General features: G+C 67.8%; 9 protein-coding genes. 1 reads left to right on the forward strand and 8 read right to left on the reverse strand.

The window, feature by feature from the left end; all coding sequences use genetic code 11:
* Positions 1 to 73: 73 nt before the first annotated feature.
* The 3 genes from ABFD52_02555 to ABFD52_02565 form a co-directional block, all read right to left on the reverse strand.
* The gene (locus ABFD52_02555; GenBank protein ID MEN6559643.1) at positions 74 to 1918 is read right to left on the reverse strand and encodes an ATP-binding protein; all 1845 of its coding nucleotides are present in this window, start codon (positions 1916 to 1918) and stop codon (positions 74 to 76) included.
* 193 nt (positions 1919 to 2111) lie between these two features.
* Entirely contained in the window at positions 2112 to 3479 is a 1368-nt protein-coding gene (locus ABFD52_02560; protein MEN6559644.1) for a sigma-54 dependent transcriptional regulator, read from the reverse strand.
* Between the two features lie 78 nt (positions 3480 to 3557).
* On the reverse strand, positions 3558 to 4355 hold the full coding sequence (locus tag ABFD52_02565) for a PhzF family phenazine biosynthesis protein (GenBank protein MEN6559645.1): 798 nt from the start codon (positions 4353 to 4355) through the stop codon (positions 3558 to 3560).
* Positions 4356 to 4446: 91 nt separating this feature from the next.
* On the opposite strand from ABFD52_02565, the gene ABFD52_02570 reads away from it, so the two are divergent.
* Positions 4447 to 5244 (forward strand): class I SAM-dependent methyltransferase, encoded by a 798-nt coding sequence (locus ABFD52_02570; protein MEN6559646.1) that lies wholly within the window; start codon positions 4447 to 4449, stop codon positions 5242 to 5244.
* A 27-nt stretch (positions 5245 to 5271) separates the two neighbouring features.
* Here ABFD52_02570 and ABFD52_02575 read toward each other — a convergent pair whose 3' ends face one another.
* From ABFD52_02575 to ABFD52_02595, 5 genes are all read right to left on the reverse strand, one after another.
* Positions 5272 to 8184 carry a prolyl oligopeptidase family serine peptidase gene (locus ABFD52_02575; protein MEN6559647.1) on the reverse strand — a complete coding sequence of 971 codons (2913 nt, stop codon included), beginning with the start codon at positions 8182 to 8184 and terminating at the stop codon, positions 5272 to 5274.
* Positions 8185 to 8283: 99 nt separating this feature from the next.
* Positions 8284 to 10038: a sodium:solute symporter gene (locus tag ABFD52_02580; GenBank protein MEN6559648.1), complete on the reverse strand. Its 1755-nt coding sequence runs from the start codon at positions 10036 to 10038 to the stop codon at positions 8284 to 8286.
* 99 nt (positions 10039 to 10137) lie between these two features.
* A complete protein-coding gene (locus ABFD52_02585; protein ID MEN6559649.1) occupies positions 10138 to 12837 on the reverse strand; it encodes a beta-propeller fold lactonase family protein in 2700 nt (899 codons plus the stop codon).
* 21 nt (positions 12838 to 12858) lie between these two features.
* The gene (locus tag ABFD52_02590) at positions 12859 to 13626 is read right to left on the reverse strand and encodes an ABC transporter permease (GenBank protein ID MEN6559650.1); all 768 of its coding nucleotides are present in this window, start codon (positions 13624 to 13626) and stop codon (positions 12859 to 12861) included.
* Positions 13623 to 14540, reverse strand: coding sequence for an ATP-binding cassette domain-containing protein (locus ABFD52_02595; protein ID MEN6559651.1), 918 nt, complete (start codon positions 14538 to 14540; stop codon positions 13623 to 13625). The genes ABFD52_02590 and ABFD52_02595 overlap by 4 nt, the downstream gene beginning before the upstream one ends.
* Positions 14541 to 14550 lie beyond the last annotated feature (10 nt).

A 14550-nucleotide genomic window follows, 5' to 3' on the forward strand; every position in this document is an offset into this window, starting at 1 on the left:
AAGCCTTTCACCGGACCGGACGTACCGGTCGCAGTGTCCGAAGAAGGCGCCGGCGATGGGCGCGAACAGGAGATCACTCATGACGGGCCTCCTCCGCGCGGCCGCCGCCGGCCTTCTTCAGCGTGAAAAAGAACGTTGCGCCCTGGCCCTCACGGCTTTCGACGCCGACTTTGCCTCCGTGAGCCTCGACGATCTCCTTGGCGATGGCCAGGCCGAGTCCCGCCCCCTGGCTTTCCTTCCGGCCCGGGACGCGGAAGAACGGCTCGAAGACCTTGGGCAGAAAGGCTTCCGGGATGCCGCCGCCGGTATCCGAGATCGAGATGCGGACCTCCCCGCCCCTTTCTTCGGCGCTGACCGTGATCCTCCCCCCGGGCGGCGTATGCTGGAGGGCGTTCGTGATGATATTGCCGAAAACGAAGCCGAGGCGGGAGCGATCGACCCGGACGCCGGCCAGGTCGCCGGGGATGTCGGCGGCCAGGGTGACGCCCTGGTCCTGGGCGACCCGGCGGAATGGCTCGAGGGAGTCAAGGATAAGCGCCCGGGGCGAGACCATCTCGAGATCGAGGCGGGCCTGGCCCGCCTCCAGGCGGCTGATGTCGAGCAGGTTGTTCAGGATCACGTGGAGCCGTTCGCTGTCCTCCCGGGCCGCGACCAGGAGCTCGACCTGCTTTTCGTTGAGGGCCCCGATTTTCTCTTCTAGCAGGAGATGGATGGCCAGGCGCACCGACGTCAGGGGGGTTTTCAGCTGATGCGAAACGGTCCGGATGACGTTTCGCTTGATCTCGTCCTGCTGGCGTAGCTGGGTCACGTCCTGAAGGACGAGGATGACCCCCGTCGGCTGCCGCCCGGCGTCCAGGATCGGGACAGCCTCGGGCCGGTAAAAGCGCTCCTCGCCGCCGACGAACTGCTGGATGAGCTTCTGTTGGGAGCGCGGCGGCACCGGCCGTCCGTCGGCCAGGGCCCGGCCGAACAGGCCGTCAAGGTCCGGCGGCAGGTCGCGGACCGAGGCCCCCGGCCGCAGGCCGAAGACCTTCCGGGCCGACTCCGTGGAGACCTCGACCCGGCCGTCGAGGTCGAGGACGGCGATCGGGTCGGCCAGACGGTCGAACGCCTGCTCGGTCGCCCGCCGGACGCGAGCGAGCCTGGCCCGGTCGGACCGACGGAATTCCCGGAGGCTCGCCGCCATGGCGTTGAAGGACTCGGCGAGGTGGCCGATCTCGTCGTGCGAGCCGACCGGGACGACCAGGTCGAGGTTGCCGCGGCGGATCTCGTCGGCGGACTTGATCAGGCTCCGGACAGGCCGCAGGATCCAGCGCCGCGAGAAGACGACGAGCGCCAGGGCGACGAGCGTTCCCAGGCCGAGGAGCAGGTACATCTGCCGCCGGGCCGCCCGGGCGTCCTGCCGGGCCCGATTGTTGGCGTCGTTCATGTTCTGCTGATTCATCTGGAGGATGGCGTCGGCCGTGGCCTTGATCCGGCCGAAGAGAGGCAGGAGGGTCCGGAAGTAGGCATCCCGGCGGACCTCCGGCGGCGCCGTCGCGTCCTTGACCTTGTCGAGGGCCGCCGCATAACGCCCGTATTCGTCCCTGAGGAGCCGGGCTTTCTCGCCCTCCCCGGGGAGCGTGATCGTATTCATCTCGACCTGGAGCCCCGCTTCGAAGACGCCCTTGTTCTTCAGGATGAGCGCTTCTCCCTGCGGGGAGTCCCCGAGGAGCGTGAACAACACGCCGCTGTCGATGCGCTCCAGGGCCTCCTTCATCTCCTGGCAGGCGATGACGCTTCGGTAGTTCTCGCGCAGGATGACGTCAATGGACTGGCCGAGCCGCGACAGGTAGGCGATGCTTTGGGCCCCGATGACGGCGATGATGACAAGCAATCCTCCAAAGCCAAGCGATAATTTCTGACGGAGTCCGAGCATGATATGTTTTCCTTGGATTGGAATATAAGCAAGACCCATGCCAAGGCTTTATCCAATTAAAATGTTTATATTGAATAATATACGAAAAGACGCCGGGAGGGCATCGTGCATATCGCAAGTCTCGACCGGGTTGTTGATTGAAAGATGCAATGCATCTGCCGGAAGCCGCTATGGGAAAAGACGGGCTGCTTCGTCAGATGCCGTACTTCTTCCGCCTGCGCCAGAGCGTCGCTTGGTCGATGTCCAGCACGGAAGCCGCTTCCTGAAGCGAACGGGTGGCGGCCAGCACGCGCCGGATGTGCTGTTCTTCGAGCTTGTCCAGACTGACGCGATCCCCGATCCTGATCTCGGCGTCGCCGGCCGCGAGTCCCGGCGGCAGGCACTCGGCGCCGATGCGGTCCTCCCGGCAGATGATCGCGGCCCGTTCGATGGTATTGCTCAGTTCGCGAACGTTCCCCGGCCAGCCATAGCCGGTCAGGGCGCGGACGACTTCATCGGTGAAGCACAGGAACGTCCGATGATTGGCGCGGGCGTGGAAGGCCAGCAGCCGCTCGGCCAGCCCGGGGATGTCGCCGGGCCGGTCCCGCAGCGCTGGGATCTCGATGGGGATGACGCTGAGGCGATAGAATAGGTCCTCCCGGAAACGGCCGTCCCGGACCGCCTCTTCGAGCCGCCGGTTCGTGGCCGCGATCAGCCGAACGTCCGCCCTCCGGGTGACCGTATCGCCCACGCGCTCGTATTCCCGTTCCTGGATGAACCGCAGGAGCTTCGGCTGCAGCGCCAGAGGCAGGTCGCCGATCTCGTCCAGGAAGAGCGTCCCGCCTTCGCCCGCGGCGATCCGGCCCGGGTTGTCCCGGATGGCGCCGGTAAAGGCGCCGCGCACGTGGCCGAAGAGCTCGCTGTCCAGGAGGTCCGGCGCGAAGGACGGACAGGAGACGGCGATGAACGGCTTCCCGGCCCGGCGGCTCCAGCCGTGGATGGCCCGGGCCAGGACGGTCTTCCCCGTCCCGCTCTCGCCGAGCAGCAGGATCGTCGCCTCGGAAGACGCGGCCTGACGGGCCAGGGCCACGGCCCTCTGCATGGCCGGGCTCGTGCTCGTGAGGTCGATCTCGGGATGCTGGCGGCCCAGGTCCTCCTGAAGGGCCGCGACCTTCTGTTCGAGCGACCGGACCTCGAAAACCTTGCGGACGGCCAGGTCGATCTGGGCCGGGGTGAACGGCTTGGGGATGTAGTCGGAAGCGCCGCGGCGGATGGCCTCGACGGCCGTTTCGATGGACGCGTAGGCCGTGATGACGATGATCTTGAGCCCGGGCGTCGCGGCGAGAAGGGCCGGGATGAGATCGAGGCCGTCATCGACGCCGAGCCGCAGGTCGACGAAGGCCAGATCGAACGGGCGGCGGGAGGCCTCGGCCAGGGCATCCTTGACGTTGCTGACCGCGGTCACGGCGTGGCCCGCGGTTTCGAGGCAGAGCGCGAGCGTCTTGCGGATGTTGAGCTCGTCGTCGACGACGAGAATCTGGAGCTGCAAATCCGCCTTGGCCGGGCTTGTGTCAGGATCCATTTTGCCCCCTGCAGTCCCAGGATAGCGGACAATCTTGCGATATGCAAGGCCGGGCGGGCGGTCGCTATCCGGCGGCGATCAGACGAGGATCTCGCCCCTGACGACGGTGACGGCCCGGCCGGCTATCTTGACCCGGCCGCCGTCGAGGCGGAGACGCAGGATGCCGCCGCGGGCCGAGGCCTGATAGGCCGTGAAAGACGTCTTCCCCAGCCGTGCCGCCCAGTATGGCGCGAGGACCGTGTGGGACGAGCCAGTCACCGGGTCCTCGTCGATGCCGACCGCTGGCGCGAAGAAACGCGAGACGAAGTCGAAGCGGGGATCGGCGGACCGGCTGGTGACGATGACGCCGCGGGCCGGCAGGGCCCCCAGGGCCGCGAAGTCGGGCTCGACGCTCCGCACGGCGCCCTCGTCCATCGCCTCGAAAAGGACGTCCTCGGCGCTCAGGACGATGGCCCGGGGCTTGATGCCCAGCGCTCCGGCCACCGCGTCGGACCATGGCGGCGTCCCGGGGAGAGGCGGCCGGGCCGGGAAGTCGAGCTCGACGAGAGAGCCGTCGCGGCGGGCCGTCAGGACCCCGCTCAGGGTCTCGAACCGGGCCTCGCGGTCCGGGGCGAGCAGGCCGCGCTCCCAGAGGACGTGGGCCGCGGCCAGGGTGGCGTGGCCGCAGAGCCTGACCTCGGTCTTGGGCGTGAACCAGCGCAGGCGGAAGCCGTCGCCCTCGGCCAGAGGGAAGGCCGTTTCGGCCACGTTCATCTCGGCCGCGACGCTTTGCATCCAGCCCGGATCGGCCGGCGTCGGGATCAGACAGACGCCGGCCGGGTTGCCTTTGAACGGCTCCTCGGCGAAAGCGTCGACCTGGCAGATCGGGATGGCCATGGCCGTCCTCCTTCGACGATCTCAAGGGCCTCGGGGCAGCGCATTTGCCAAGACCCTTCATCTCCCGTATCATAACAAAAAAGGAGACCTCATGCCTGACAGCGCCAGCCAGCCCTCGCCTTACGAAGCGCCCGAGCTCTACGACCTGTTGTTCGACGGGCTCGATTTCGACCTGCCGTACTGGCTCGAGACGGCGCGAACGGCCGGCGGCCCGGTGCTCGAGCTCGGCTGCGGCACGGGCCGGGTCCTCCTGGCCCTCCGCCGGGCCGGCCTGGACGCCGACGGGCTCGACGCCAGCGCGGCGATGATCGAGCGCCTCCGCGACAAGGCCGCCGAGGCGGGCCTTCCGGTCCGGGCCGAGGTCGCCGATATGCGGTCCTTCGAGCTGGGCCGGCGCTATGCCCGCATTTTCTGCGCCTTCAACGGCTTCGCCCACTGCGAGACGAGCGCCGACCAGATCGCCTGCCTGCGGGCGGCCCTGGCGCACCTCGAGCCGGGCGGGGCGCTCGTCCTCCACTTGTCCTATCCCGGACCGGCCTACTGGCAGGAGCCGGAAGGCCGCTCCGTGTTCGAGCACGAGGCCCCCTTGCCCGGCGGCGGCAAGGTCCAAATGTGGGACAACCGGCATAAGGACGTCGTCGGCCAGCGGCAGGACTCGCAGGTCGAGATCTGGGAGCTCGACGCCGCCGAGCGCCCGAAGTCCGTTCATCAGTTCAGGATGTCCCAACGCTGGGTCTACCGGTTCGAGCTCGAGCTCCTCTTCGCCGCGGCCGGCTTCGCCCGCTGGGAGATCTTCGGCGGCTTCGACCGGCAGCCGCTCCGGACGCCCGACGAGCAGATGATCGCCTGGGCCTACAAGGCGGACGCCGCCGCCCCGGACGCCCGCTGAGCCGGGCCCGGCGACGGCCGGGCCAGGTCACTTCTTCGGCTCTTCGCCGCCCTTCGCCGCGGGCTCGAACAGCGCGTCGATGTCCCGCCGGCCGCGCTCGAGGTAGGGGACGCCCTTGTCCATCCACTCCGGCCGGGGCTTGCCCAGGAGGAAGTGGTCGAAGAACTCGTCCAGATGGACGGTCCAGTACTTCTGCGCCGGCCGCTCCCGCAGGCCGTGCTTCTCGCCGTTGAAGTTGAACATGTAGGCCTCTTTGCCGAGGCGGCGGAGAGCCGAGAAGAACTCGATCCCCTGGTACCACGGCACGGCGTCGTCCTCGTCGTTGTGGATGGTCAGGTACGGCGTCCGGACCCGCTCGACCCAGAAGAGGGGCGAATTCTCGATGAACTGCAGGGCCCGCGACCAGAGCGGCGCGCCGATGCGGCTCTGGGTCTTCTCGTACTGGAAGGCCCGGGACATGCCCGTGCCCCAGCGGATGCCGCCGTAGGCGCTGGTCATGTTGACGACCGACGCGCCGGCCTCGACCGCGGCGAAGAGATCCGTCTGGGTGATCATGTAGCTGATCTCGTAGCCGCCCCAGCTGTGGCCCTGGATGCCGATCCGCTTCGGATCGATGAAGCCCATCCCCAGGACCTTCTCGACGGCCGGGACCACGCATTTCAGGGCGCTCGGCCCGGGATAGCCGACCTCGTAGACGATGTCCGGGCTCAGCAGGACGTAGCCGTTGCTGACGTAGCGGGTGAAGTTGATGTTCGTCCCGGGCGCGGGCGGATAATAGCGGTTCAGGCCCACGGCCTCGGTCTCGTAGATATAGACCATCAGGGGATATTTCTTCGACGGGTCGAAGTCCTCGGGCTTGATGAGAACGGCCGGCAGAACCTTGCCGTTGCCGTTCGTGTACTCGACGAGCTCCGCTTTGCCCCAATTGTAGTCGGCCTGCTGCGGGTTGGCGTCGCTCGCGCGGCGCGCCGCGGCGAGATCGGGCCCGCTCACCCAGAGGTCGGGGAACTCGTCGAAGCGCTGCTCGGTGCGGACGTAAACATCCGCGTTCTTCGCCCTGCGCAGGCCGCCGAGCTGCTTATCCCGCATGACGATCCGGACCGGATCGCCGGGCGCCGCCAGGCTGACCCGATAGAAGCCCGTGGCCTTGGTCGTCTCGTTCGTCGCCGCGAGGAGGATCGGCTCCTTGGCCGGAACGGTCTTCCGCTCCGGGTCGAGGCTCACGTAGCGGAACGCGATCTTGTCCCGCCGGCCGATGCCGCCGGTGATCATCCGGGCCCCGGAACCGTCGGGCGCGACCTCCCAGACGTCGTAGCGGTCGTAGACGAGGACGGCGGCGTCGCCGTCGGTCCAGCCGCCCAGGCCGTACGGGTTCGGCTCGTCCGGCGTGTCCCAGGTCTCGTCGACGAGGCTGACGCCGAGCTTGGCCGTGAGATTGAAGGTCCTGCCGTCGGCGACGCGGTAAGCACGGTAGCTGCGGTCGTCGTCGTTGAAATAGGTCAGGTACTTGCCGCCCGGCGAGATCCGGGCGCCGTACGGGCTCTTCGCCAGCACCTGCTTCCGCGAGCCGTCGGCCAGGCTGACCAGGTAATCGTCCTCGTAGCCGCGGTCCCAGGACACGAGCTGGCGGTAGGGGAGATCGGACCTGCCCAGGGCCAGCTTGGCGTCCTCGGAGAGATCGATCTCCGGAACATCGGCCGTGGCCAGCCGGACGAATGTCTTGTCCTTGGGGCCGAGGTGCATGACGCACATCTGCGTCCGCTTCCGGTCCTCCTCGGCCTGGGCCTTCTGCATCGGCTGGAGGGTGGGATCCTTCCAGTTCCAGATATCGACCTTGACCGGCTCGGGCGCGTCCTTCGGCTCCGGCTTGGGGGCCTCGGCGATGCCGAAAAAGAGCCGGGCGCCGTCCTTGGAGAAGCGGGGCATGCCGTTCTCGCTGACGGCCAGGCCAGCCGGAAAGCCCTTGGCCAGCGCCGGCGCGAGCTCGACGGCCGCCGCGGCCATGGCCGTCCAATGATAGAGCCTGGAAGCCGGCTTCTCCGACTTGTAGTCGTCCCGGTCGCTGGTGAAGGCCAGCTGGCCGCCCTTCTCGTCGAAGGCGAAGTTCTTGTAATTGCCCAGGCCCCTGAGCAGGACGGCCGTACGGCCGGTCGCCGGCTCGAGGACGAAAGCGCCGTCGTTCTCGGGCGCCTTCGAGGACACGGAGTAGGCGAGCCGGCTGCCCGGCTTGTTCCAGGCGTAGTCGACGACTTCGGCGATCTTCGTTTCCTTGCCGGTCGCAAGTTCGCGCAGGACGAAGTCGGTGCCGGGCTCCTTCTTCTTTTCCTCTTTTTTCGGCTCGTCCTTCTTGGCTTCCCCGGCTTTGGCCGCCGGCTTTTCGGCCGGCTTGGCCTCGGGCTTGACCTCTTCCTTCTTCGCTTCGTCCTTCTTCTCGTCGGGATCCTTCAGCGGCGGCTCGAGCAGGTAGGCTACGAAGGCGCCGGACTCTTCCGGGACCTTGAAGCTCTTGACCCGCTCGATCGTTGTCACCTGGCCGGCAGCCAGGTCCATGATCCCCAGCCCGCTCTTGGGCTGCTCCTCGGGCTTCTTCTTGTCCTTCCTGGCCTTTTCGACGTCCGCTCTGGCCGGGGCGACGGCGAAGACGACGAACTTGCCGTCGGCGGTGACGACCGGCTGCTTGCCCCTCGCCGCGCGGAATTCCTTGTTGGCCTGCAGGTCGAGGGCGACGAGCTCGCCGTCCCCGTCCTGCGGGACAAGGGCGTAGACGAGCCAGCGGCCGTCCCGCGAGAGGTCGGTCCCCTGGATGGAGCGCCAGCCGTTGCAGGCGTCGTAGCCGAGGGGCTTCTTGACGGCCTGGGCGTGGCCGGCCGCGGCCGCGAAGGCCAGGACCAGGACGGCGGCGAAAAGGACGGACCTGGAGAGCGAGCCGATGCGTTTCATGATCGTCCCCCGAGGAATAGAGTTGTCAGGCCGATGGCCATGAGCCCGCGAGTATACCAGGGCGCTTCGCGGGCCGTCAACCCGCCGCGGCCGCCGTCCTCATCCGGTGAAGTAGATGTAGGCGGCGGCGATCAGGGCCAGGACGATGATGGAGCTGATGACGTCCGCCCTGGTCCAGCTGGCCCGCGATTCCTTCCTGTGCTCGGCCGTGACCGTGCCGTAGGTCAGGCCGCTGATCCTCTCGTAGGACGGCGCCTCGGTCGCGTAGCTGACGACGATCATGACCAGGACGCTGACGAGGAAGATGATCAGGCTGAAGTACTGGAAGAAGATGTGGTTGACGATCCACAGGAACGAGCCCTGGGGATAGGAGAATCCCGGGATGAGCTTGACCGGCGTGTCGACGGCCAGCCGGAAGAGGCCGAGGGCGAAACCCGTGCCGAGGGCGGCCAGGCAGCCTTTGGCGTTCAGCCGCTTCATGAAGATGCCGAAGAAGAAAACGACGAATATCGGCGGGGCCAGGTAGGACTGGACCCCCTGGAGGTAATCGTATAGCCCCTTGCCGCCGCGGATGACCGGGATCCACAGGAGCCCGATGAGGACCATGACGCCCGTGGCCACCCGGCCGACCCAGACGAGCTTCTCCTGGGTCACGTGCGGCTTCAATCGCGAGTAGAAGTCCATTGTGAAAAGCGTCGAGGCGGCGTTGAAGGCGCCGGCGAGCGAGCTCATGAGCGCCGCCAGCAGCCCGGCCACGACCATGCCCCGGACGCCGACCGGAAGAACGTTGGCGACCAGCATGGGGAAGGCCTTTTGGGCGTTGGCGCGGATGAGCTCCGTGCCGCCGCCGAAGAGCTCCTGACGCAGGGGCTGGTTCAGGCCGCTCTTGGCCAGGGCGAAGGCGATCATGCCGGGGATGATGAAGATGAAGACGGGGAGCAGTTTCAAGAAAGCCGCCGAGATGGCGCCGCGCCGGGCTTGGCGCTCGTTGGGGGCGCCGAGGACCCTCTGGACGATGTACTGGTCGGTGCACCAGTACCACAGGCCGACGATCGGGGCGCAGAAGAGCATGCCGATCCAGGGATAGTTGTCGTTGAAGTACCAGGCCATCCGCCCGGCCTCCTTGACCGGGGCCCAGGTCCCCTGGATCCCGTGGGGGACGAGGGGCTTCCAGAGGTTGAACATCTCCGAGCCGGCGATGCGGCGCAGCTCGCCCCAGCCGCCCAGGGCCTTCAGCCCGAAATAGGTCACCAGGGCCGAGCCGATGATGAAAATGAACGTCTGGATGGCCTCCGTGTAGGCGACCGCCTTGAGCCCGCCGAGGACGGTGTAGAGGCCGGTTATGAGGATGACCAGGATCGAGCCGATCCAGAAGCTGTCGAGGCCGAACCAGTTCAGCTCCGGCAGGAGGACGCTGAAGACGATGCCGCCGGCGAAGATGCCGACGGCCATCTTGGTCAGGACGTAGGCGACGAGGGAGATGAGGGACAGGACCGTCCGGGCCGTCGGCGAGAAGCGCCTCTCCAGGAACTCGGGCATGGTGAAGACCTTGGAGCGCATGTAGAACGGCACCATGACCCAGGCCAGGACGAGCAGGCACCAGGCGTGGAGCTCGTAGTGGGCCATGGCCACGCCGTCGGTCGCGCCCGAACCGGCCAGGCCGACCAGGTGCTCGGCGCCGATGTTCGAGGCGAAGATGGACGCGCCGATGATGAGCCAACCCAGGTTGCGGCCGGCCAGGAAATAGTCGGTCGAGGTCCGCTGCTTCTCGCGCATGACCTTCCAGGCGATGCCGAGAACGATGGCGAAGTAGCCGAGGACGATGAGCCAGTCGACGGGTTTGAGCACGCCCATGGGACGCTCCTTGGGTCCGGATTATGAGCCGCGCCGATTTTACATCATGTTCGTTACCGCAGGAAAGAGCTATTTTTACAGGTCCGCCGGCCCTTCAGCCTAATCGTCGTCCTCCTCGACCAGCGTCACGGCCCAGGCGGGGTAGGGGGCGGCGCTGCCCTTGACGGCGTGCCAGAGGATGCGGTTGAGCGTGTCCTCGGGACAGGCGTCGACCTGGCGGAAGTTCAGCCGGCCGGACTGGACGGCGTGGCGGCGCAGGAGGGCGTCGGCGATCTGACCCTTGGGCGGGTTCATCGTGTCGAGCGGGATGTTGTTGGGCACCGGCTCGAACGGCCTGAAGTCCGGCTCGGCCGTGAAGCAGTCGAACATCGGCGTGGCCGTGGCGTCGAACTGGTTCATGGGCGGCAGGCCGAGGATCTGCTCGATCGTCCGCAGCAGGCTGGTCGTGTTGTACTGGGTGCTGACCACGGCGCCGCGCCTGGTGTAGGGGCTGGCGCAGTAGGCCGTCGTCCGGTAGCCGCTGACGTGGTCCCAGCCGTTCTGGGGGTCGTCCTCGATGCCGAAGATCACCGTCTCCTTCCAGAAGGAGCTGCGGCCGAAGGCCTCGACGATGCGGGCGAAGGCCAGGTCGTTGTCGGCGGCGCAGGCCTCCGGTGTCGGCGACCCCTCGCTCGTGCCGCTGGTGTGGTCGTCGGGCAGGCAGATGAGGATGAGCTGGGGCAGGCGGCCCTCTTTTTCCCAGGCGGCGACCTGGTCGACGACGTAACGGGCCCGCCACTGGTCGGGGACGGCCATGTTCCAGCCGACCGTGTCGGCCGGGGAAAAGGGGGCGACAGTCGGGATGGCCGGCCGGCTGCCTATCCTCACCAGGCCGCGGCCATTGACGTACTCGTCCCAGTAGTCCGCCCACCTGGGCTCGCCCTTGAGAGCGGGGTCCTTCCAGCCGCAGTCCTGCATGGTGAACTCGCCGAAGTTCCAGATCGTGACGCCGTGCTTCAGGGCGTTGTCCCAGATGAAGCCGCTCGGAGCGTAGGCCAGGGCGTCGACCTCGTCCGGGCCCATGCCGTCAGGATAGCTCCGCGGCCAGCCGGCGAAGGAGCGCTCGAGGTAATCCGTGCCGAAGGCCGTCGTGGACCACTGGTGCCCGTCGGCGCTGAGGATGCCGCTGCAGTAGGTGTTGTCGAGGAGGACGAAATCCCGGACGAGCTTGTGCTGGTTGGGCGTCACCTTCTCGCCGAAGATGCAGAGGGCCGGATCGCCGTTCCCGGCGGCGACGTCGCCGAGGACCTGATCGTAAGTCCGGTTCTCCTTGATGACGTAGACGACGTGCTTGAAGACGCTCGGCTCGCCGATCCGTTCGGGCACGGGCCGGGCCGGCTGGCCCGGCCGGGCCGGCAGCAGGGCCCGGGCGATGCGGTCGCGGCGCTCGTTCGCGTAGACGATGGCGGTCAGGTCCCGGAGCTCCTGCCGGCGCGGCTCGGCGAATATCGAGACCGAGCCGTGATACTGGTGCGAATTGAAGCCCGGGGCGCCGGTCTGCTTGTACGGGATCTTTTCGACGGCGTGGCCCTTGATGTTGGCGACATAGAGCCTGCCCTGCCTGGCGTTCAGGGCCAGCGCGCCGGGGAACCAGCCGGCCGGGATGAGCCCCACCAGCCTGGATCTCCGCCGGGCCGGGCTGAACTTGATCGCGGCCACGGCGTTCTGGGTCCCGTTGGCGGCGTACAGGGTCTTGCCGTCGCCCGAGAAGGCCAGGGCGTTGGGCGAGGCGCCGAAGAGGTCGGCCGGCGAGGCCTTGACCCAGATCGTCTCGGCCACGGCGTCGGTCGCCGTATCGATGACGCTGAGGTTGTCCGAGGCGGCGTTGGCGCAGACGAGCCAGCGGCCGTTGGGCGACAGGGCCAGGGCCGAGGCGTGGAGCTGGACGAGGATCTCCCCGGCGACCGTCCCGGCGCCGAGATCGACGACGCTCACGGAACCCTCGCTGGCGATGTGCCGGACCGGGTCGACGCGGACCTCGGTGCCCTGCCCGGCCGGGCCGGTCAGGTCGCCGGGGGCGGGGCGCCGGCCGCCCCAGTTGCTGACGTAGGCCTTGCCCCGGGCCAGGACGACCGCGAACGGCGCCACGCCGACGTCGAACGTCCGCAGGACCTTGGCCGTGCCCGTGTCGATCTCGAGGAGCCGGTTGGACAGGTTGCCGCAGACATAGAGCCTTTGGCCGTCGGGCGTCAGGGCCAGGCCGGACGGGATCTCCTCGGCCCGCTTCGGCGCTCCGGCCAGGGGCAGGGGGATCGTGTGCGAAGGCCGGACCTCGCCGTCCGGGCCGACGGCGAAGACCTTGACGCTGCCGTCGACGTTGCTCATGTAGATCCGGCGGCCGTCGGCGGCGAAGACGAGGCCGGTGTAGCTAAGCTGTCCCTTCTCGTCGGGCTCGAGGATCATCGGGGAGACCGTCTCGGGGGGATAGTCCGCCTGCTCCTCGCCCGGCAGTGCGACCTGCTGTTTCAGCCGGCCGCTGCGGGCGTCGATGATGACCAGCTCGGACGTCTTGCCGGACACGGCCAGGAGCGTCCCGTCGGGCGACAGGGCCAGGGCCTGGGGCCGGAGCCCGGGCAAGGTCAGCTGGGTGCCGTAGGGAGTCACGACCTGGTTGACCGGCAGGACCGTGCGGCCAGCGCCCTTCGGCCCGACGGTCTCCTTGTCCTGGGCCGCCGGGACGCCGCTCCGGACGGACGCGGCGAGGAGAAGGATCATGATCGAGGCCGCGGCGGGGACGGCGCGGCGGGACCGGAATGCCATGGGACGCTCCTATGAGAAGGTCTATTTGATCAGGCGCTTCCGCATCATCCGGGTGGAGACCAAGAACGCGGCCGCGGCCATGACGACGAGCAGGAGCAGGCTCCAGCCCAGGCCCGGGGCCGAGTCGCCGGTGAAGACGGCCCGCGAGATCCGGACGGCGTGGGTCAGCGGGAGGAACTCGGCCAGGACCTTCATCCAGGCCGGGAAGTGGTCGAGCGGGAAGAAGACCCCGGAGAAGAACAGCATCGGGGTGATGACGAGCTCGGTGTAATAGCTGAAGAAATCGAAGCTCGGCGAGATCGAGGTGACGATCATGGCCAGGGAGCCGAAGAGGACGCCGACGAAGATCATGAAAACGACCAGGACGGCCGCCCGCCAGGCCGCCGCCGGGGCGACGCCCATGAACAGGGCCACGATCATCATCAGGCCGCCGCTGATCAGGCCCCGGAAGGAGCCCCAGGCGATGTCCCCGGCTACGGCGTCGTCGGCCGAGACCGGCGTGGCGATCAGGGAATCGTAGACCCGCTCGTGGACGATCTTGACGTAGGTGCCGTAGAGGCATTCGAACGAGGCGGACATCATCGCCGTCGAGGCCAGGACGCCGGGCACCAGGAAATCGAGATAGGGCTTGCCGCCGAAGGCGCCCATGTAGGCGCCCATGCCGATGCCGAAGGTGACCAGATAGAACAGCGGCTCGACGAGGCTGACCAGGAACGTCGGCAGGACGAAGCGCTTGTAGGAGTAGAGGTTCCTCAGGAAGACGTAGGCGATGCGGTAGGAGAGGCTCATTCGTGGAGGCTCCGTCCGGTGAGCTTGAGGAAAACGTCTTCGAGCGTGGCCGGCCGGTTCAGGGTGTTGGGCAGGTCGAGCTCGAGGAGCTTCTTCATCAGGCCGTGGCCGTCGCGGCAGTAGAAATAGAGGGTGTCGCCGACGCGCTCGTGGGCGCAGCCGAGGCCGGCCAGATAGCCGAGGATCCGGCCGTCGTCGTCAGGCGGCGTCCGGACCTCGACGACCTCGCGGCCGATCTCCTCCTCGACCAGCCGCGACGGCGTGCCCTCCTTGAGGATCCTGCCCTGGTGCATGACCACCAGCCGGTCGCAGAGCTGCTGGGCCTCCTCCATGTACTGGGTCGTCAGGACAAGCGTCGCGCCCTGGGCCTTGAGTTGGCGGAGCCGCTGCCAGATGAGGTGGCGGGCCTGGGGGTCGAGGCCGGTCGTCGGCTCGTCGGCGACGATGAGCCGGGGCCGGTTGATCAGGGCCCGGGCGATGAGCAGGCGGCGCTTCATGCCAGTCGACAGGTCCGAGATCTTGCAGTCGGCCTTGGCCTCGAGCTCGACGAAGCGGAGGAGCTCGGCCAGCCGGGCCTTGGCCTCCCGGCGGCGGATGTCGAAGAAGCGGGCGAAGATGATGAGGTTCTCCTCGACGGTCAGGTCGTTGTCGAGGTTGATCTCCTGGGGGATGACCCCGGTGATCATCTTGAGGGCCCGGTTGTCGATCCCGGACGGCAGGCCGCCGACCGTGAGCGTTCCAGCCGTCACCGGGGAGACGCAGTGGATCATTCGCACCGTGGTCGTCTTGCCGGCCCCGTTCGGGCCGAGGAAGCCGAAGCACTCGCCTTCCTCGATCTCGAAATCGATGCCGGCCACGGCGACGAGGTCGCCGTACTTCTTGGTCAGTCCGGAAGCTTTGACAAGCGTGGGCATGGGCGTTCGT

The sequence above is a fragment of the Acidobacteriota bacterium genome (assembly GCA_039683095.1).
GTDB lineage: Bacteria > Acidobacteriota > Aminicenantia > Aminicenantales > Saccharicenantaceae > RBG-16-66-30.

Coding starts and splice junctions, on each gene's coding strand:
- ABFD52_02555 (MEN6559643.1), bottom strand. CDS start 1,918: ATGCTCGGACTCCGTCAGAAATTATCGCTTGGCTTTGGAGGATTGCTT.
- ABFD52_02560 (MEN6559644.1), bottom strand. CDS start 3,479: ATGGATCCTGACACAAGCCCGGCCAAGGCGGATTTGCAGCTCCAGATT.
- ABFD52_02565 (MEN6559645.1), bottom strand. CDS start 4,355: ATGGCCATCCCGATCTGCCAGGTCGACGCTTTCGCCGAGGAGCCGTTC.
- ABFD52_02570 (MEN6559646.1), top strand. CDS start 4,447: ATGCCTGACAGCGCCAGCCAGCCCTCGCCTTACGAAGCGCCCGAGCTC.
- ABFD52_02575 (MEN6559647.1), bottom strand. CDS start 8,184: ATGAAACGCATCGGCTCGCTCTCCAGGTCCGTCCTTTTCGCCGCCGTC.
- ABFD52_02580 (MEN6559648.1), bottom strand. CDS start 10,038: ATGGGCGTGCTCAAACCCGTCGACTGGCTCATCGTCCTCGGCTACTTC.
- ABFD52_02585 (MEN6559649.1), bottom strand. CDS start 12,837: ATGGCATTCCGGTCCCGCCGCGCCGTCCCCGCCGCGGCCTCGATCATG.
- ABFD52_02590 (MEN6559650.1), bottom strand. CDS start 13,626: ATGAGCCTCTCCTACCGCATCGCCTACGTCTTCCTGAGGAACCTCTAC.
- ABFD52_02595 (MEN6559651.1), bottom strand. CDS start 14,540: ATGCCCACGCTTGTCAAAGCTTCCGGACTGACCAAGAAGTACGGCGAC.